The organism is Micromonospora sonchi, from assembly GCF_014646235.1.
Taxonomy (GTDB): domain Bacteria; phylum Actinomycetota; class Actinomycetes; order Mycobacteriales; family Micromonosporaceae; genus Micromonospora; species Micromonospora sonchi.
Window position 1 is genome coordinate 56,968 of the sequence record NZ_BMNB01000016.1, and the last position, 17,004, is coordinate 73,971.

At 70.7% G+C, this 17,004-nt stretch carries 22 protein-coding genes; 6 read left to right on the forward strand and 16 right to left on the reverse strand.

What is annotated here, in order from left to right; all coding sequences use genetic code 11:
* Positions 1–57 precede the first annotated feature (57 nt).
* The 10 genes from IEY61_RS17925 to IEY61_RS17970 form a co-directional block, all read right to left on the reverse strand.
* Entirely contained in the window at positions 58–1,716 is a 1,659-nt protein-coding gene (locus IEY61_RS17925; RefSeq protein WP_189045997.1) for a glycoside hydrolase family 13 protein, read from the reverse strand.
* 55 nt (positions 1,717–1,771) lie between these two features.
* Entirely contained in the window at positions 1,772–2,794 is a 1,023-nt protein-coding gene (locus IEY61_RS17930; protein WP_189045804.1) for a LacI family DNA-binding transcriptional regulator, read from the reverse strand.
* A 58-nt stretch (positions 2,795–2,852) separates the two neighbouring features.
* Positions 2,853–3,818, reverse strand: a complete 966-nt coding sequence (locus tag IEY61_RS17935) for a carbohydrate ABC transporter permease (RefSeq protein ID WP_189045806.1) — start codon at positions 3,816–3,818, stop codon at positions 2,853–2,855.
* A gap of 1 nt (position 3,819) precedes the next feature.
* On the reverse strand, positions 3,820–4,872 hold the full coding sequence (locus IEY61_RS17940) for a carbohydrate ABC transporter permease (protein ID WP_189045808.1): 1,053 nt from the start codon (positions 4,870–4,872) through the stop codon (positions 3,820–3,822).
* 64 nt (positions 4,873–4,936) lie between these two features.
* A complete protein-coding gene (locus IEY61_RS17945; protein ID WP_189045810.1) occupies positions 4,937–6,286 on the reverse strand; it encodes an ABC transporter substrate-binding protein in 1,350 nt (449 codons plus the stop codon).
* Between the two features lie 192 nt (positions 6,287–6,478).
* Positions 6,479–6,979, reverse strand: a complete 501-nt coding sequence (locus tag IEY61_RS17950; RefSeq protein WP_189045812.1) for a TspO/MBR family protein — start codon at positions 6,977–6,979, stop codon at positions 6,479–6,481.
* A 176-nt stretch (positions 6,980–7,155) separates the two neighbouring features.
* Positions 7,156–7,299 (reverse strand): GPGG-motif small membrane protein, encoded by a 144-nt coding sequence (locus IEY61_RS17955; RefSeq protein WP_189045814.1) that lies wholly within the window; start codon positions 7,297–7,299, stop codon positions 7,156–7,158.
* Positions 7,290–8,066 carry a metallophosphoesterase family protein gene (locus IEY61_RS17960; protein WP_189045816.1) on the reverse strand — a complete coding sequence of 259 codons (777 nt, stop codon included), beginning with the start codon at positions 8,064–8,066 and terminating at the stop codon, positions 7,290–7,292. Before IEY61_RS17960 ends, IEY61_RS17955 begins: the two co-directional genes overlap by 10 nt.
* 10 nt (positions 8,067–8,076) lie before the next feature.
* Positions 8,077–8,352: a BON domain-containing protein gene (locus tag IEY61_RS17965; protein ID WP_189045818.1), complete on the reverse strand. Its 276-nt coding sequence runs from the start codon at positions 8,350–8,352 to the stop codon at positions 8,077–8,079.
* Positions 8,349–8,987, reverse strand: a complete 639-nt coding sequence (locus tag IEY61_RS17970; RefSeq protein ID WP_189045820.1) for a nucleotidyltransferase — start codon at positions 8,985–8,987, stop codon at positions 8,349–8,351. The genes IEY61_RS17965 and IEY61_RS17970 overlap by 4 nt, the downstream gene beginning before the upstream one ends.
* 100 nt (positions 8,988–9,087) lie before the next feature.
* Between IEY61_RS17970 and IEY61_RS17975 the strand changes: the two genes are divergently transcribed.
* Positions 9,088–9,843 carry a thymidylate kinase gene (locus tag IEY61_RS17975; RefSeq protein ID WP_373293173.1) on the forward strand — a complete coding sequence of 252 codons (756 nt, stop codon included), beginning with the start codon at positions 9,088–9,090 and terminating at the stop codon, positions 9,841–9,843.
* On the opposite strand, the gene IEY61_RS17980 is transcribed toward IEY61_RS17975, so the two are convergent.
* On the reverse strand, positions 9,828–10,523 hold the full coding sequence (locus tag IEY61_RS17980; RefSeq protein WP_189045825.1) for an SDR family NAD(P)-dependent oxidoreductase: 696 nt from the start codon (positions 10,521–10,523) through the stop codon (positions 9,828–9,830). The genes IEY61_RS17975 and IEY61_RS17980 overlap by 16 nt on opposite strands.
* Before the next feature lie 422 nt (positions 10,524–10,945).
* Here IEY61_RS17980 and IEY61_RS17985 point away from each other — a divergent pair, with 422 nt between their 5' ends.
* Entirely contained in the window at positions 10,946–11,947 is a 1,002-nt protein-coding gene (locus IEY61_RS17985; RefSeq protein ID WP_189045827.1) for a sigma-70 family RNA polymerase sigma factor, read from the forward strand.
* A gap of 76 nt (positions 11,948–12,023) precedes the next feature.
* Here the strand turns inward: IEY61_RS17985 and IEY61_RS17990 are convergent, their stop codons facing one another.
* Positions 12,024–12,995: a C40 family peptidase gene (locus tag IEY61_RS17990; protein WP_229706009.1), complete on the reverse strand. Its 972-nt coding sequence runs from the start codon at positions 12,993–12,995 to the stop codon at positions 12,024–12,026.
* A 385-nt stretch (positions 12,996–13,380) separates the two neighbouring features.
* On the opposite strand from IEY61_RS17990, the gene IEY61_RS17995 reads away from it, so the two are divergent.
* Entirely contained in the window at positions 13,381–13,911 is a 531-nt protein-coding gene (locus IEY61_RS17995; RefSeq protein WP_189045831.1) for a DUF6232 family protein, read from the forward strand.
* 54 nt (positions 13,912–13,965) lie between these two features.
* Here the strand turns inward: IEY61_RS17995 and IEY61_RS18000 are convergent, their stop codons facing one another.
* Positions 13,966–14,301 (reverse strand): DUF3817 domain-containing protein, encoded by a 336-nt coding sequence (locus IEY61_RS18000; RefSeq protein ID WP_189045833.1) that lies wholly within the window; start codon positions 14,299–14,301, stop codon positions 13,966–13,968.
* 25 nt (positions 14,302–14,326) lie between these two features.
* Positions 14,327–14,764, reverse strand: coding sequence for a hypothetical protein (locus IEY61_RS18005; RefSeq protein ID WP_189045836.1), 438 nt, complete (start codon positions 14,762–14,764; stop codon positions 14,327–14,329).
* A gap of 124 nt (positions 14,765–14,888) precedes the next feature.
* On the opposite strand from IEY61_RS18005, the gene IEY61_RS18010 reads away from it, so the two are divergent.
* From IEY61_RS18010 to IEY61_RS18020, 3 genes are all read left to right on the forward strand, one after another.
* The gene (locus tag IEY61_RS18010; RefSeq protein WP_189045838.1) at positions 14,889–15,212 is read left to right on the forward strand and encodes a DUF6158 family protein; all 324 of its coding nucleotides are present in this window, start codon (positions 14,889–14,891) and stop codon (positions 15,210–15,212) included.
* The gene (locus tag IEY61_RS18015) at positions 15,212–15,529 is read left to right on the forward strand and encodes a hypothetical protein (RefSeq protein WP_189045840.1); all 318 of its coding nucleotides are present in this window, start codon (positions 15,212–15,214) and stop codon (positions 15,527–15,529) included. The genes IEY61_RS18010 and IEY61_RS18015 overlap by 1 nt, the downstream gene beginning before the upstream one ends.
* Positions 15,530–15,591: 62 nt before the next feature.
* Positions 15,592–16,119, forward strand: a complete 528-nt coding sequence (locus tag IEY61_RS18020; RefSeq protein ID WP_189045842.1) for a DUF1360 domain-containing protein — start codon at positions 15,592–15,594, stop codon at positions 16,117–16,119.
* 116 nt (positions 16,120–16,235) lie between these two features.
* Here the strand turns inward: IEY61_RS18020 and IEY61_RS18025 are convergent, their stop codons facing one another.
* A complete protein-coding gene (locus tag IEY61_RS18025) occupies positions 16,236–16,433 on the reverse strand; it encodes a hypothetical protein (protein ID WP_189045844.1) in 198 nt (65 codons plus the stop codon).
* A gap of 75 nt (positions 16,434–16,508) precedes the next feature.
* Positions 16,509–16,772 carry a hypothetical protein gene (locus IEY61_RS18030; protein WP_373293175.1) on the reverse strand — a complete coding sequence of 88 codons (264 nt, stop codon included), beginning with the start codon at positions 16,770–16,772 and terminating at the stop codon, positions 16,509–16,511.
* Between the last annotated feature and the right edge of the window lie 232 nt (positions 16,773–17,004).

Here is a 17,004-nt window from a genome sequence, read left to right on the forward strand (position 1 = left end):
GCCGAATGTTAATAAGGGGCCCCTGCTATACACCAGGCGTTAAAAGGGGGCCCTTCCTTACACCTCGACCCAGACGGTGGTGTCGGTGGGGACGTGACCGGACTCGTCGAGCGGGCCGCTGCTGTGCAGCAGTTTCCCGGCGGGTGGCGGTACGGCGGCGGCACCGAAGTTGGTCAGTACGACCAGATTGCCGTTGCGGAACGCCAGCACCTCGTCGCCGGAGGCGAGCCACTCCAGGGTGCCCCGCCCCAGCCCGCGCTCACGCCGCAGGTGAAGCGCGGTCCGGTACATCTCGTACGTCGAGCCGGGCGTCCCGCGCTGGCGGTCCAGCGCGTACTCGGCCCAGATCGGTGGCTGCGGCAGCCAGCTCGCGTCGGTCGGCCCGAAGCCGTACGACGGGGCGTCGGCCTCCCACGGGATCGGTACCCGGCAGCCGTCCCGGCCCCGCTGGGTGTGCCCGCTGCGCTCCCAGGTGGGGTCCTGGCGGGCCTCGTCGGGCAGCGTGGTGTGCTCCGGCAGGCCGAGCTCCTCACCCTGGTAGAGGTAGGCCGAGCCGGGCAGGGCGAGCATCAGCAGGGTGGCCGCCCGGGCGCGGCGCAGACCGGTGGCCGCGTCCGGCTGCTCGTCGTCGACGCCGATGCCGTTGGGGCGGGGGGCGGTGCCGATCGGCAGCCCGAGCCGGGAGGCGTGCCGCACCACGTCGTGGTTGGACAGCACCCAGGTGGTGGGGGCGCCGACGGCATCGGTGGCCTCCAACGACCGGGTGATCACGGCGTACTGGGCCGGGGCCGTCCAGGAGGCGAGCAGGTATTCGAAGTTGAACGCCTGGTGCATCTCGTCCGGGCGGACGTACCGGGCCAGCCGCTCGGCCGGCTCCACCCAGGCCTCGGCCACCAGGATCCGCTCGCCGGGGTAGCCGTCCAGCAGCCGCCGCCACTCCCGGTAGATCTCGTGTACGCCGTCCTGGTCCCACATCGGCGGGCGGGGTTTCTCCGCCTCCTGCCCGGACAGGATCTCCTGCGGCTCCCGCCAGTCGGCCAGGTCGGCCTGCTTGATCAGGCCGTGTGCCACGTCGACCCGGAAGCCGTCCACCCCGCGGTCCAGCCAGAACCGCAGCACGTCCAGGAACTCCGCCCGCACCTCGGGGTCGTCCCAGTTCAGGTCGGGCTGGCCGGGGTCGAACAGGTGCAGGTACCACTGCCCGTCGGCGACCCGGGTCCAGGCCGGCCCGCCGAAGACGCTCTGCCAGTCGTTGGGCGGCTCGGCGCCGTCCGCCCCGCGACCGTCGCGGAAGACGTAGCGCTGCCGTTCGGCGCTGCCCGGCCCGGCGGCCAGGGCGGCCTGGAACCACCGGTGGGCGCTGGAGGTGTGGTTGGGCACCAGGTCGACGATGACCCGCAGATTACGGGCCCGAGCCTGGGCGATGAGGTTGTCGGCGTCGGCGAGCGTGCCGAAGAGGGGGTCGACGTCGCGGTAGTCGGCCACGTCGTAGCCGGCGTCGGCCTGCGGTGAGGGGTAGAACGGGGAGAGCCAGATCGCGTCGACGCCCAACTCGACCAGGTGGTCGAGGCGGGCGGTGATGCCCGGCAGGTCACCGATGCCGTCGCCGCCGGAGTCGGCGAACGAGCGCGGGTAGATCTGGTAGATCACCGCCTCGGTCCACCAGCCGGTGGCGGGGACGGCGGCCTGTTCCTGGTGCGTCGCGATGGTGTTCAGGGCGTACTCCCATGGTCGTGCCGGCAGCTCCGCCGGGCGACGGTGTGGCTGTCGTTCAGTGTGCCCGCGCCGGTGCGGTCGACTCACGCACAACGAGCCGAGTGGGCAGGATCACCGTGCCCATGTCGGTCCCGCCGCCCCGCCCGGCGAGCGGGTCCAGCAGCATCTTCGCCGCGAGCCGGCCCTGCTCCGCCGCCGGCTGGGCGATGGTGCTCAGGCCGAGCACGCCGGAGAGCGCGTGGTCGTCGATGCCGATCACGCTGACGTCCTGCGGGACCCGCAGGCCGGCGTCGCGCAGCGCGGTCAGCGCCCCCATCGCCATCTCGTCGCAGGCGGCGAAGATGGCCGTCGGCGGGTCGCCGCGGCGCAGCAGTTCCTCGGTGGCCCGGGTGCCGCCGTCGATGTCGAAGCCGGATTCCACGTCAAGAGCCGGGTCCGGCCGCAGTCCGGCCGCGCGCAGCGCCTCCTGATAGCCCCGCCGCCGGTCCAGGTGCGCGGTGAAGGCGAGCTCGTCGTCGGGGTCGCCGGAGATGTGCGCGATCCGCCGGTGGCCCAGGTCCAGCAGATGCCGGGTCGCGGTCCGCGCCGCGGCGACGTCGTCGATGCGTACGCAGGGCCAGCTCGGCACCGCGGCCCCGGAGCTGATGGTGACCCCGGGCAGGTCGAGCGCGGCCAGGGCGCTCATCTCCGCGTCGCGCAGCGGGGTGGCGACCAGCATGATCGCGTCCACCCGCTTCTGCAGGGCGGCGGTGCGCACCAGTCGCTGCCGGTTCCGCTCCCGCCCGCCGAGGTTGTGCAGCAGCAGGTCGTAGCCGGCCTCGTGGAGGAAGTCCTCGACCGCCTCGACGACCACACCGAAGAACCATCGGGTGATCCGGGGGACCACCACGGCGACACTGCCGGTCCGGCCGCCGGCCAGCCGTGACGCGCTCGGCGATACGGCGTACTGCAACTGCTCGGCCGCGGCCAGCACCCGGCGGCGGGTGGCTGCCGACACCGTCGGCAGTCCGCGTAGCGCCCGGGAGACGGTGGCCGTGGAGACTCCGGCCAGCCGGGCGACGTCGTCGATCTTCGTCACGCTAACCCCGATCACGCCCGTCGTGGGGGGGCCGCCCAGGCGGCGGCACCACGAGGGATCAACCCTTGACGCTGCCGGTGAGCAGCCCCCGAACGAAGTAGCGCTGCAAGGACAGGAACACGAGCAGTGGTACGACGATCGAGACGAACGCCCCGGCGGTCAGCCGTTGCCACTCGTTGCCCCGGGTGCCGGCCAGTTCGGCCAGGCGGACGGTGAGTGGCGCGGTGACCTCGCTGCCACCGGCGAAGATGAGCGCGACCAGCAGGTCGTTCCAGACCCAGAGGAACTGGAAGATGCCGAACGCGGCCAGGGCCGGCGCGATCAGGGGAAGAACGATGGTGCGGAAGATCCTGGGGTGGCTGGCCCCGTCGACCCGGGCCGCCTCCATCAGGTCCTTCGGTAGTTGCGACATGAAGTTGTGCAGCAGGAACACGGCGAACGGCAGTGCGAAGCAGGTGTGCGCGAACCACACCTGGGCGAAGTTCTGCGCGCCGTCGAGGTTCCAGGCGGGCATCAGGGTGACGCCGCCCAGGCTGAGTCCGCGTGAGAAGAAGCTCAGCAGCGGCACCAGGGCCATCTGCAGCGGCACGATCTGTAGCGCGAAGATGCCGATGTACACCCAGTCCCGGCCGCGGAAGTTCATCCACGCCAGCGCGTACGCGGCCAGGGACGCGAAGGCGAGCGGGAACAACACCGACGGCAGGGTGATCACCAGCGAGTTGATGAAGTAGTTGGCGAGCTGCCCGGAGGAGGAGGACTGCCCGAACAGCACGTCCTGGTAGTTCTCGAGGGTGAATTCCGGGTTGCTGAAGAAGTTCCACCAGCCGGTGGTCTTGATCTCCGCCTCCGGTCGGAGGGAGGAGACGAACAGACCGAAGGTCGGGATGGTCCAGACGATCGCGATCACGATCGCGACCAGGGTGGCGATGCGACTGTTCAGTCGCCTGCCCACCCGGGCGGCCCGGGTGGACCGCGGCTCGGTGGCCTGGGTGCCGATGGCAGCCGGGGGAGTGGTGGTGGTCATCTCAGCCCTCCCGGCGCTGTCGACGCAGGTTGCGGATCTGGAAGATCACGATCGGTACCACCAGGACGAAGAGGAAGACCGCGAGCGCGGAGCCCTGCCCGTTCTCGCCGTACCGGAACGCCTGGTTGTACATTTCGTTGGCGATCACGCTGGTGTCGTAGTTGCCGTTGGTCGCGGTGCGGACGATGTCGAAGACCTTCAGCGTGGCGATCGAGATGGTGACCACCACCACGATCAGCGCGGGTCGGATGCTGGGCAGAGTGATCTGCCGGAACATCTGCCACGGGTTGACTCCGTCGAGGCGGGCCGCCTCGACGATGTCGGCCGGGATGGCCTTGATGGCGGCGGAGAGCACCACCATGGCGAAACCGGCCTGGATCCACACCATGATCACGATGAGCAGCAGCGTGTTCAGCGGTGAGTCGAGCAGCCACTGCCGGGGTGCGCCGCCGAGGCTGACCACGATCTGGTTGAGCAGGCCGATCTGTTCCTGGTCCTCGTCCCGGTAGGCGTACACGAACCGCCAGATGATGCTGGCGCCGACGAACGAGATCGCCAACGGCATGAAGATCAGCGACTTCGCCAGCGACTCCAGCCGGGCCTTGTCGACCAGTACGGCGTAGAGCAGGCCCATGGCGGTGGCCACCAGCGGGACCAGGGTCACCCAGACCAGCGTGTTCAGCAGCACCCGGACGATCGCGTCCTCGGCGAACATCCAGCGGTAGTTGTCCAGGCCGACCCAGTTCTGGCTGCCGCTGTCCATGAACGACAGCAGGGTGGTCCGGACCGCCGGGACGACCAGGCCGATCAGGAGCAGCAGCACCGTCGGTAGCAGGAAGAAGAGCGCGAACAGCCCCTCCCGGGGCTTGGTTCGGCGAGGCGGCGGAGAGCCGCTGACGGACGCCGCGACGAGTTGCGCCTCGCGATGCCGGGCGAAGAAGGCCGGTACCGCGTCGAGCAGGACGATCAGACCGCCGACCACCACCGCGAAGGCGACCAGCCCCCACAGCAGCATCATGAGCTTCGGGGCCTGGTCGGCGAAGTCGAAATTCATCAACCCTCCCAGGGAACGGAGCCGGTGGGCCGGTCCGCGCGCGCGGACCGGCCCACCACTGGACTCACTTCCAGCTGCCCTCGATGCCCTTGAGCACGGTGGCGGTGTCCTTGCCGTTGATCCAGTCGACCATGCCCTTCCAGAAGGTCCCGGCGCCGACGGCGGCGGGCATCAGGTCGGAACCGTCGAACCGGAAGACCGACTTCTCGTCCTGCAGGGTCTGCACGGAGAGCTTGTCGATCGGGTTGGCGACGTTGGCCAGGTCGAGCTTCTTGTTCGCCGAGACCCAGTCGCCGATCTTCGCGCGGCTGTTGGCGTGCTCACCCGAGGCGAGGTAGGTCTGCACCGCCTGCACCTCCGGGCGGTCGCTGAAGGCGACCACGAACTCGCCGCCGCCGAGCACCGGCTTGCCCTTGGCCGGGTCGATGGCCGGGAAGTAGAACGCGAAGACGTCGCCGTCCTCGGCCACCCTGGTGCCCGACGGCCACTGGTTGGCGTAGAACGACGCCTGCCGGTGCAGCGCGCACTTGCCCTGCGTGATCGGTACGCCGGCCTCCTGGAACGCGGTGGTGGCGATGCTGCGTACCCCGCCGAAGCCGCCGTTGACGTACTTCTCGTTCTTCAGGATGGTGCCGGCGCGGTCCACCGCCTCAACGACCCGCGGGTCGTTGAACGGGATCTCGTGGGTGGTCCACTGGTCGTAGACCTCGGGGCCCTGCGTGCGCAGCAGCACGTCCTCGATCCAGTCCGTGGCCGGCCAGCCGGTGGCCTCCTGGGACTCGATGCCGGCGCACCACGGCTTGACGCCGCTGTCCGCGATCGTGTCACTGAGCTTGATCATATCGTCCCAGGTGGTCGGGACGGTCCAGCCCTTCTCCTGGAACATCTTCGGCGAGTACCAGACGAACGACTTCACGTTCGACCCGAGCGGCGCACCGTAGAAGGTGCCGCCGACGGTGCTGTACTTCAGCCAGTCGGCCGGGTAGTTCTCCTCGGCCATCGCCTTGGTCTCGGCGCTGGCCGCCTTGATCTGGCCGCGCTCGGCGAACCGCTGGAGCAGACCCGGCTGCGGGATGAAGGCGATGTCCGGGGCGTTGCCGCCGTCGGCGCGTACGGGCAACTGGGCCTCGAACTCGCCACTGCCTTCGTGGTTGATATCGATCCCGGTGCACTCCTCGAACTGCTTCCAGGACTGGTCGAGCCGGTCGGCCTCGATCTCCCGGATCGACGAGTAGATGGTGACCTTCTTGCCGTCGTGGCCCTGGTACTTCTCATAGGGAGCGCACTCGGCGGCACCGGCGTTGTTCTTGCCACTGTTGTCGTTGCTTCCGGTGCCGCACGCGGTGGCGCCGAGCGCCAGCCCGATCGCGCCAGCGATCGCGAGGGCCTGGCGTGGCCTGGCGTGGAACGCCATGCCGTCCTCCTTCCTAGCCGGCGCTGGCCAGGGTTGCATCCGGTTGACCGCGCGCCGGTCCGATGGGCGTTTCCACATGTAAGCGCTTGCATCCGGCGCGGTCCAGCCCGGAACGGACACGACCGAGTAACAATCCGAAAACCCGCTGGCTGCGGCTGAGCACCGCCGCGGGTGGCCGCGATGAATCCGCGGTCAGCCGTTCAGCTGCCAGACGGAGTAGTTCAGCGCGGCGGCGAAGGTGACCCAGGCCCAGTAGGGCAGCATGAGGGCCGCCGCGGGGCGGCTCACGCGCCGGAAGAACAGCACGGTCGCGCCGATCGCGAGCCAGAGCAGGACGACCTCGGCGAAGGCCAGCCCGTACCGTCCGGCGGCGAAGAAGAGCGGGGTCCAGGCGGCGTTGAGCACCAGTTGCACCACCCAGGCGACCAGCGCGGGGCTGAACCCCACCCGGCGCCAGGCCAGCCAGCCGGCCAGCGCGATCGTCACGTAGAGCACGGTCCAGACCGGCCCGAACAGCCAGGGCGGCGGGGCCCAGGTGGGCTGCTCGATGCTGGCGTACCTGGCCGCAGCGTTCGAGGCGGCCAGGCTGCCGACAGCGGCGGCGGCGAACACGGCCGCGACGAATCCGGCCAGCCCCCACCACCGTCGGGCCGTGCCGGTACGCCGTCGCGAGTGTTCCGTGGTTGTCCGCACGGGATCAGGGTTCGCCGCGGGCGGGGACGATAAACCTGCCCTCGCGGGTGGGCTGCTCCGGCGAGACCGACAGACACGCCGAGGTCGCCGCGTCCGGTGACTCCGGTCGGGAGGACGGAGTTCCGGTCACGACGACCTCGGCGGTCCGGTGCGCTGCGGCGCCCTGCGCCGCCGCGTCAATTGAAGATGCTGACGCCACCCGGGCCGACCAACAGCCCGACCACGATGAGGACGATGCCCCAGAGAATCTGCCGGCGGAACAGCGCGAGCACGCCGGCGACCACCAGTACCACTGCGAGAATCCAGAGAATCAGCTCCATGATTGCTGAATACCCCCGGCCCCGATTCCGGAAACCTGGGCCTGATCAAGGTGATCGCCCAGATGGAAGATGCTGTACGCCTGCTTGATCACCGGGTGGGCCACGTTGCGAACCCGTACTCCGCCGGGCGTGGTGCCCCGTTCCGAGCCGTGATGTGCGTGTCCGTGCAGGGCCAGCGCGGTCGGCGCCGAGTCGATCGCCTGGCCGAGCTGGTAGCTGCCCAGGAACGGGTAGATCTCCAACGGCTCGCCGGCGAGCGTGTCCGGCACGGGCGAGTAGTGGGTCAGCGCCACCAGCAGGTCGCAGTCCAGCGAATGCAGCGCCTCGGCCAGCCGGTCGGCGCTCTCGGTCGTGGTGCGGACGAACGCCTTCATCTCCGGCTCACCGAAGTCGCTGGCGCAACGGCCGGCGAAGCCGCCGCCGAAGCCCTTGACCCCGGCCACACCGAGCCGGCCGCCGGGGGAGTCCAGCACCACGCCGTTGCCCTCCAGCACGACGATGCCGGCCTCCTCCAACGCCCCGACCACCTGCGGCACCTGGTCGCACTGGTGATCGTGGTTGCCCAGGACGGCGACCACCGGCACGCCCAGCCCACCGAACTCCCGCGCCACACAGCGCGCCTCGACCTCGGTTCCGTGCCGGGTCAGGTCGCCGGCGAGCAGCAGTACGTCGGCATTGCCGGGCATTTCCTCCAATGCCGGCCGGAACCGGCCGACCACGTCCTCGTCCAGATGCACGTCGCCCACGGCGGCGATCCGGATAACCATCGAACCTCCCTCAGGGCAGTTGCTCGATCTCCGTGGGCGCCTGTTTACGGATCACCCCGATATCGCTGGTGATCGGCACGTCCGGGAAACGTTCGGACACCCGGCGCAGGATCTCGTCCCGCCGCTGGGCGCTCTCGACCTCGCCGTACAGCACGAGGGCGCGTTCGGTGCGGACCACGCTGATGCCCTGTTCGGCGACGGCCGGATCTTCGGTGAGCAGCCGGTGAATCTCCGCCTCGACGTACTCGTCGGGTGGCCCGGCGCCGAGGCCGCGGTGCCTGGTCACGGTAATCCCCTCCCGTCGGCCATGCCCGGTTGCGGCACGACGTCCAGCCTGTCCAGCAGCACCAGGAACGCCTCGGCATACGGCGAGCGCTGCGTTTCCTTGCGTACCCGTTCCCAGTCGATCTGCTCCCGCAACGATCGGGCGAGCGGCAGCCCGCGTGCGAAGTCGCAGTAGTGCTGGGAGAAGCTGAGCAGCTTGTGCACCATCAGCTGGGTTGCCGACAGCACCGGCATGTGGATGGCGTCGACCGAGCGGACCACCGTGTCGGCGAAGGTCTCCTCGGTCACCGGCGTCTCGATCGGTCGGTGGATCAGGTCCACCATCCGGCCGCCGTCGTAGACCTTGACGAGCCAGTCCTCCGGCGGCCGCTCGGCGGTGAAACCGGCCGCCACCAGCGCCTCCAGCGCGGCCGTCACGTCCGGCTCGCGGATCAGGAAGTCGACGTCGTGTTCGCTGGAATGCCCGCCATGGGCGTAGACGGCGAAGCTGCCGCCGAGCGCGAACGGGATGTCGGCCTGCTTGAGCACCGCGGCGACCTTCTTCAGGGTGTGCAGGAGAGTCTCGTCGTCCCGCTCGGCCATCTCGCCTCTCCCGTCGACTCGGCACCGGGTGGATGACCGATCCGTACCCGGCATTCCGGTCGTCCACACCTGAGCCGCTCGCGCAAGGGTGCGAACGGCATCAAACGGGACCAACCACGCGGTCCGCGTGCCTGGGCCGGATAACCTGTCGGGAGTGGCCAGATCAACGCGAGTCAGGCGGCCGGTACGGGCAGCCGCGGCAGGCAGCAGACCCCGACTCCGCACGGTGGCTCTGATCGGCATCGACGGTTCGGGCAAGACCACCCAGGCGCATCAACTCGCCCAGGCGCTCACCGTGGCCGGGCATCCCGCCACCTACCATCGCAACGCGGGCGGCCGGCGCTGGTTGGGCCGGGCGGCGTACCGGCTGGGGCGGCCGGACGCCCAGGCGCTGCTCGGGCGGACCGGGATGCTCGTGGTGGAGTCCGTGCTGCGCTGGCTGGCCATCGCGATGGCGTTGCTCGGCGGCCTGCTGACCGGTCGGGTGGCGGTGATGGACCGCTACGCCGCCTGCCAGTACGCCAGCCTGCGGGCACACGGCGGGGCACAGCGCTGGGAACGGCTGGTCCGCGCCGCGTACCGCCTCTTTCCGCGACCGCAGGTGACGTTCCTGCTCGCGGTGGACCCGGCGGAGGCGTACCGACGGATCGAGCGGCGCGGCACCGACCACGAGAGCCTGGGTTACCTGACGGCCGCCGACCTCGCCTACCGCACCCTGCCCGAGTACCCCACCTTCGTGGTGATCGACGCCGCCCGGCCGGTGCAGGAGGTGGCCCGGGAGATCCAGGGGCATCTGGCCGGCTGGCTGGCGGCCGGCGACGGATCGACCGCCCGGCGTCCGGGGTGCGACAGGTCGCGGGTCGCCGCCCCGGCGTCGCCGGGTCTGATCCCGGCTCAGGCCCGGCCGTAGACCGGCACGGCGGCACCGCTGGTCGGCGCGGACTCGTCCGAGGCCAGAAAGCGGATCACCGCCGCGATCTCGGCCGGATCGACCCACCGGGAGTGGTCGGCGTCGGGCATGGCGGCCCGGTTCGCCGGCGTGTCGACGACGCTGGGCAGGACCGTGTTGCAGCGTATGCCGGTCGCCTTGTACTCCACCGCCACGGCGGAAGCGAAGGCGAGCACCGCCGCCTTCGCGGTGACGTAGCCGGCGACGCCCGGAAAGGGGTTGAGCGCGGCGCGGGCCGCCACGCAGACCACCGCGCCCCCGCCGGCGGCGACCAGGTGCGGCAGCGCCGCCCGGGTGACCAGATGGGTCGGGCGCAGGTTGAGGGTGAGCATCCGGTCGAACTCGTCGACCGGGGTCTCGTGCACCAGGCCGCTGCTGGCGTACCCGCCGACCAGGTTGATCACGGCGCGCAGCGGCGCCTCCGGGTCGCCGGCGGCCACCTCGGCCGCCCGCGCCGCGTCGGTCGGATCGGTGAGGTCCGCGACGAGCCGGACCGGCGCGTTGGCGCCCGGGTCGGTGGTCACCGTCGGCGGTTGGCGCTGTGGTGCGACCACCCGCCAGCCCGCTTCGACGAACACGGCGCTGACCGCCGCGCCGAGCCCGCCCGTGCCCCCGGTTATCAGCACACTGCGATCTGCCATGAAGACACGTTAGTACGGCGACGGCGGCACATCCTGCCCGGAGCGGGCATAGGAGCGGGCCGTCGATTGTTCATCTGGGCGTGGGGTATTACCACCGGCGTGGATGAACCATCCGGTCCGCGTACGCGTATCTGGCAGTGACCAGGATCGCAGCACGGTGGGTGACCCGGGTCGCTGTGCCCGTGCCCAGGCAGTGTTGCCATGGAAATGGGACGGCCGGCGATCCGTCGACCCGTCGACCTCACGAGGTGGCTGTCAGCGCGGGGCGAGCAGGGTGCTGACAGCAAACATGGACCGCACTCTCAGCTGATTATCAGGCATTCGTGACACTTTCGACCCATGACATGGAATCCCCGACACGTCTCAGCTGTTGTGTAGGTGCCAGCACTGGTGGGCACAGCGGAGGTTACGGGGGAGGGCTGATGAGCGTGGAGACGGCTAGGAACCGGGCAACCGGCGCGAGCGAGGGGACCGTGGGCAACGTGGACAAGAACATCGGTATGCGAACTGATGAGGTCGCCGAGGAGCGCGACCTGGTCGGAGTCTACCTGCACGAGATCTCCCGGACGCCACTGCTGGACGCCGCCAAGGAGGTCGACCTCTCCAAGGCCATCGAGGCGGGCCTCTACGCCGAGCACCTGCTCGGCGCGGATCGCGTCCCCGACGGCGCCACCCCGCAGGAACTGGCCCAGCTGGTGGCCGAGGGTGAGCAGGCCAAGGATCTGTTCATCCGGGCCAACCTACGGCTGGTCGTGTCGATCGCCCGGCGCTACGTCCGGTCGGGCATGCCCATGCTGGACCTGATCCAGGAGGGCAACACCGGTCTGGTCCGGGCGGTGGAGAAGTTCGACTACGAGCGTGGCTACAAGTTCTCCACCTACGCGACCTGGTGGATCCGGCAGGCGATCAGCCGGGCCATCGCCCAGCAGGAGCGCACCGTACGACTGCCGGTGCACCTGGTCGAGGACGTCAACCGGATGCGCAACGTGACCCGCCAGCTCACCCGCGAGCTGGGCGGCGACCCGGAGCCGGAGCAGATCGCGGCGGCCCTCGGGGTGACCGTCGAGCGGGTCAGGGAACTGGTCCGCTGGTCGCAGGACACCGTGTCGCTGGACACGCCGGTCGGCGACGACGGCGACACCAAGCTCGGCGACCTGGTCGCCGACAGCGACGCCCCCTCGCCGGAGGACATCGTTCTCACCGGGCTGGAGCGGCAGCGGATCGAAGGGCTGCTCAACCACCTGGACGACCGCTCCGCCGGCATCATGCGGGCCCGCTACGGGCTCGAGGACGGCCGGGAGCACTCGCTGACCGAGGTGGCTTCGCGGTTCTCGCTGTCCCGGGAGCGGATCCGGCAGTTGGAGATCCAGGCGCTCGGCCGGCTCCGGGAGCTGGCCCGTGCGGAGGGCCTACAGGCGGCCTGACCTGGTATTTGAGTGACGGCGAACGGCCGGCGTCCCGCTATCGGACGCCGACCGTTCGCCGCTCTGCCCGGAGGGCTCAGCGGACCCGGCCGTAGCCGTACGGCGTCAGCAGATCCACGTTCCGCTTCTCCACGTTGCGCCCGAAGGTCGGCGCGTGAATGACCTGCCCGTCGCCCACGTAGATCGCCACGTGCCCGAGACTGCGGTAGAAGACGAGGTCACCGGGGCGTAGCTCGCTGCGGCTGATGTGTGCCACCACGCCCCACTGCATCCGGGTGTTGTGCGGCAGCTGCTTGCCCGCGGCCCGCCAGGCGGCCGAGGTCAGCCCGGAGCAGTCGTAGCCGTTCGGCCCGTCCTGCCCCCAGGCGTACGGCTTGCCCAGCGCGCCGTAGGCGTACCGGACGGCGGTGCCGGCCAGGCCGGAGACGGCTGGCGCGTCCTTGGCGCTGTTCGACCGGTTGGCCGGACGCTCGGTGGCCCGGCCGTACGCCTGCCGGCGCAGCTCGTACAGCCTGGACAGGTCGCGTTCGATCCGTCGCTTCGTCGCGCTCAGTTCCTTGGACCGCGCCGCCTGCTGGCCGAGCGTCACGTCGAGCCGGGTCTTCTCGCCGAGCAGCCGCTGCTGGTCGGTGGTGTAACTGGCGATGCTCGCCTGGCGCTGCCGGGTGAGGTGGTCCAGCGTGCCGAGCCGGTCGAGCACCGACACCGGGTCGCCGCCGTGCAGCAGCGCGTCAACGGTGCCGAGGTTGCTGGTCCGGTACGCGGTGGCGGCCATTTCGCCGACGTCCGCCCGGCTCTGCGCGGCCTGCCGCTCGAGCGGGCCGATCCGCTCCCGCAGCCGATCCACGGCGGCCCGGTTCTCCTTGATCTTTTCGCGTAGCTCGTTGTGGGCCTCCACCACCCGTTCCAACTCGGCGGAGGACTTCTCGATCCGCCGGGTCAGCTCGGCGGGCGAAGGCTCGGCCCGGGCCACCGTGGCGGGCGCCACCAGCGCCAGCGTGAAAGCGGCGACCGTCAGGGCGCGCAGCGTGTGTATCAGGGGCGACAAGAGCGGGTTGCTCCTCTCCCAGGCCGTGGCGGGCTGCTGAGGCCCGGCGGCGGCATCGACCCGGTGCCGTCCGGATGGACGGCGGCCGACCGGGCCGACCCGCCCAAGGTAGTACGGGGCAGGTGTCATCCGCAGGGAAAGGCGTGACCGGTGGGAACGCTGAGGCGAAACTCATTCCGTTCGCAGCGATATGTCCCGTTATCTAATCCGATGCCGGAAGAGTCGCTCTCGACGCATGACGCCGGTCGGCTGACCGTCATGCCGGGTGGAGGTGGCGAATGACGCACACAATGAATCGCACGGCCGCACATTCCCGCCCCGCCGGCATCCGATTGGGCAGGCGGACGGGACCGGCCCGGCCTCACCGAGCGTGAAGGGAGGGGCCGTGGATCCTGACGGTACGACGACGCGAACGTCTCGCTCACCCCGCGACGCCGCCGGCCGAGGACCGGCGCTGCTCTACGCCCGACCAGGCATCATCGTCACGGCGGACCGGTTCACCGTCGGCAGCACCAGTTGGCGGATCGCCGAACTGACCCACCTGCACACCACCCGGGGACCACACGACCGGGTCGCGGTCCGCGCCGTCCTGGTCTCGACAGCGATGATCGTCGGTGCCGGCCTGGTGCTCGGCTTCACCGGGGGGCTGCAACGGCTCACCGCCGGGGCGTACCTCCTGCTCGGCGCCGTGTTCCTGGTGCCGGTGCTGCTCGCCGTCGCCGGCGACCGGTGGCGTCCGCCGCCCCACGAGCTGTGGGGCCGACGCGGAGACGCGGAGGAACTGCTGTTCAGCAGCGACGACGAGCAGCAGTTCGGCCAGGTGACCCGGGCGTTGCGCCGGGCGCGGGAGATGAACAGCTACGGCGGCTGGGACGACCCGTTCGCCACCATGCAACCGTGGCGACCGCAGCGCTGACCCGGGCTGGCGGCGTCGGTCGTTCGCCGGCCAGGCGCTCGCTCGGCGTGCCGACTAGCCGGCCACCGGTTCCGGGGCCTGCTCGCGCTCCCGCTGCTCGGCGACGACCAGGGAGCTCACCCGGCGCTCGGCCCAGAACGAGAGGAACGGCACGGTGCCGGCCAGCATCACCAGCACCATGCGCTTGAGCGGCCAGTTGGCCCGCCGGGACAGATCGAAGGCGGCGACCAGATAGACCATGTACAGGAAGCCGTGCGCCTGGCCCACGGTCTCCACCACGACCGGGTTGCCGAAGCCGTACTTCAGCGGCATGCCGATCACGACCAGCAGGATCAGCACCACACCGACGATCCAGGCGATCACTCGGTAGCGGGTGAGGGCAGCGCGCACTTGTCGTCCGTCCTTCCGGGCCGGCTCAGCCGGGGTAGTCCTCGGGCTTCGCGCCCGGGTTGGCGTTCAACCATGACAGGTAACGGTTGTAGGCAGCCAGGTCGGCGTCCTCCCCGCCGTCGTCGACGGCGACCCGGGTGACACGTACCGGCCGACGGACCGCGGGCCGTGGCCGGTCGGCACCGGCGGTGGCCTGCTCGGTGGCCACCGGGCCGGTGCCCGGGGCCGGAGCTTGGGACTCACCGGTGGTGGGCGCCCCGCGCAGCGCGTGCTTGACCTCACGCCACCAGACGAACACCACGAATCCCGCGAAGACGGGCCACTCCACGGCGTAGCCCCAGCTGATGGCGTTCCCCGCGGCGGCCCGGCTGACCTGCCACCAGCCGAGTCCGAGGAAGGACGTCACCAGCACGACCATGGCCACGTGGCGAGCTATCCACGACGGGGTCCAGAGCCGCTTCATGCGACGAGGGTACCGCCACGACCGCCACTCTCCGACGACGTGTCGTAGTCGCGGCGATGGTTTGGCCGCAGCCGGCGTGGGCAACCGTACAGATGCCAACCCATGACGCACGAGGGGGCGCGAGATGACGGCATCGGGACGACAGGACGGATTTCCCGCCGGCGGCACCGAGGTGAGCCCCGAGCAGCGGATCCCCGAATGGGGCGACGACCGGGTGGCGACCCCGACGCTCGACGGAGACCTGCTCGGCATCGACCCGGTCGAGCTGACCGACGCGGATCTCATCCGCGAGATGCAGAGCCTGCACCGCACCCGGCTGGACACGCTGCGGCACGCCACCGACTCCGCGCTGGCCAACCACCTGCGACGTACCGCCGACCTGGAGACCGAGTACCTCGCCCGGCACCCCGGGCGGGAGGTCGACCCGAGCCGGCTGCGGGACGCGTGATGGCGTACGCCGAGCGGGGGATGTCCGCCCCGCCCGAGGTCGTGTTCAACACGGCGATCGACCCGGCTCGGGCCGCCGCCTGGCTGCCCGAGCCGCTGCTGTCCGCGTTCCGCAACGGCGACACCGCGCAGCTGCGGGCCCGCTGGGACGCGCCGGACACGGACTGGGCGGCGGAGCTGACCGTGCAGCCGGTCGACGCCGGCGGCGCCCGGCTCCGGCTCGATCTGGCCGGCGGCGGCCAGGAGGCCGGCCGGCTGGCCGAGGAGGCTCTCACCAACCTGGTCCGGGCGGTGGCCGACAACCTGCAGGCCGGTTGACCCCGGCCGAGCCGGTCCCGGTTTCAGGACGACCGATCACAACGTGACCCGAAGGAGGCCGGGTGGGCGAACTCAAGCAGAAGGTGACACGGTTACGCCAGGCATACGCTCCGCACGAGCACCGGCCGCTCGGCGGCTACCTGGCGTCGATGGGCACTTTCGCCGGGGTGACCGCTGCCATCGCAACGCTGGTCAAGGCGGCCGGTCGTACGGTGCCGGAGCGGCCCGCCGCCTCCGACGTGGTGCTGCTCTCCATCGCCACCCACAAGCTCAGCCGGCTGCTGGCCAAGGACGCCGTGACCAGCCCGCTGCGTGCACCCTTCACCCGTTACGACCGACCGATCGGCAGCGGCGAGGTGCTGGAGCAGGTCCGCGACTCGGGCAGTCCGACCCGACACGCCATCGGCGAGCTGCTCAGCTGCCCGTTCTGCCTGGCGGTCTGGGTGTCCACCGGATTGACCGGCGGCCTCGTGCTCGCGCCGAGACTGACCCGGCTGGTCGCCACCGCGCTGACCGCGGTGGCCGCGTCGGACTTCCTCCAGATGGCGTACGCGATCGCGCAGCAGAGCGCCGAGGGCCACAAGGACTGAGCTCCTGGTCCGGATCGCGCGCGGCGACATCGATGCCGCCGGCTCGGGTTTCTCCCCGACCGGCGGCATCGTGACGTCGGGTCAGGCGTCGAAGTGTCCTCGCGCCGGGCCCCGGCTCAACGTTGCATGCCGGACCAGCCGCGCGGCGACTCCGGCTCGCGCTCGTCCTCGTCCGCGCCGGTGATGATGTCCCGGTCGACGGCGGTGCGGTCGTGTTCGTTGGCGAAGTCCGGTTCGGGGAGCGTGTCCGTACCTTCCGGTGGCTGGCCGAGCGCCGGCATCCGCTCGTGGCGCTGTTCCTCGGGCTGCGACATGCTGCTCCTCTTCTCCTCGCCGGGCCATACCTGGCGGCCGGTGGCCTCGGCGGCGCGTGGGATGCGAGCGCCTGGTCAGCCTGCCGAGCCGCCCAGCAGGTCGGCCAACTCGTCCACCGCGTACTCGCCCTGCGGCAGCGCGTTCAACCGGGAGAGCAGCTGTGCCGGCAACTCCGCGGCGACCGCGCGGCGGTAGATGTCGACCTGACTGATCCGCTCCTGACCGTGGTAGAGCTCGTCCAGCAGTTCGTCGAGCGGCCGGGTGTCCACCTCCTCGGTCCCTACCTCGTCCGGCACGGCGGCAGCCGTACCGGGCAGGTCGGTGAGGGGCGGATCGATCGCGGCGGTGTCGACCACGGGCACGTCGGACAGAATGGCGTCCGGCAGTCGCACGTCGCGCGTGGCCGCCGTCTTTGCCGTGGGTGCCTCGGTCACGGGTACGTCGTCGCTCACCCCCGTCGGCTACCCGCACCCCCACCCCCCAAACCCACCCCCCTCCCCTCCCCACCTCTCCCGCCTTCGGTCCACCCTTGACCCCGTCGATCATGAAGTTGTTGTGCTGGAAAGCGTG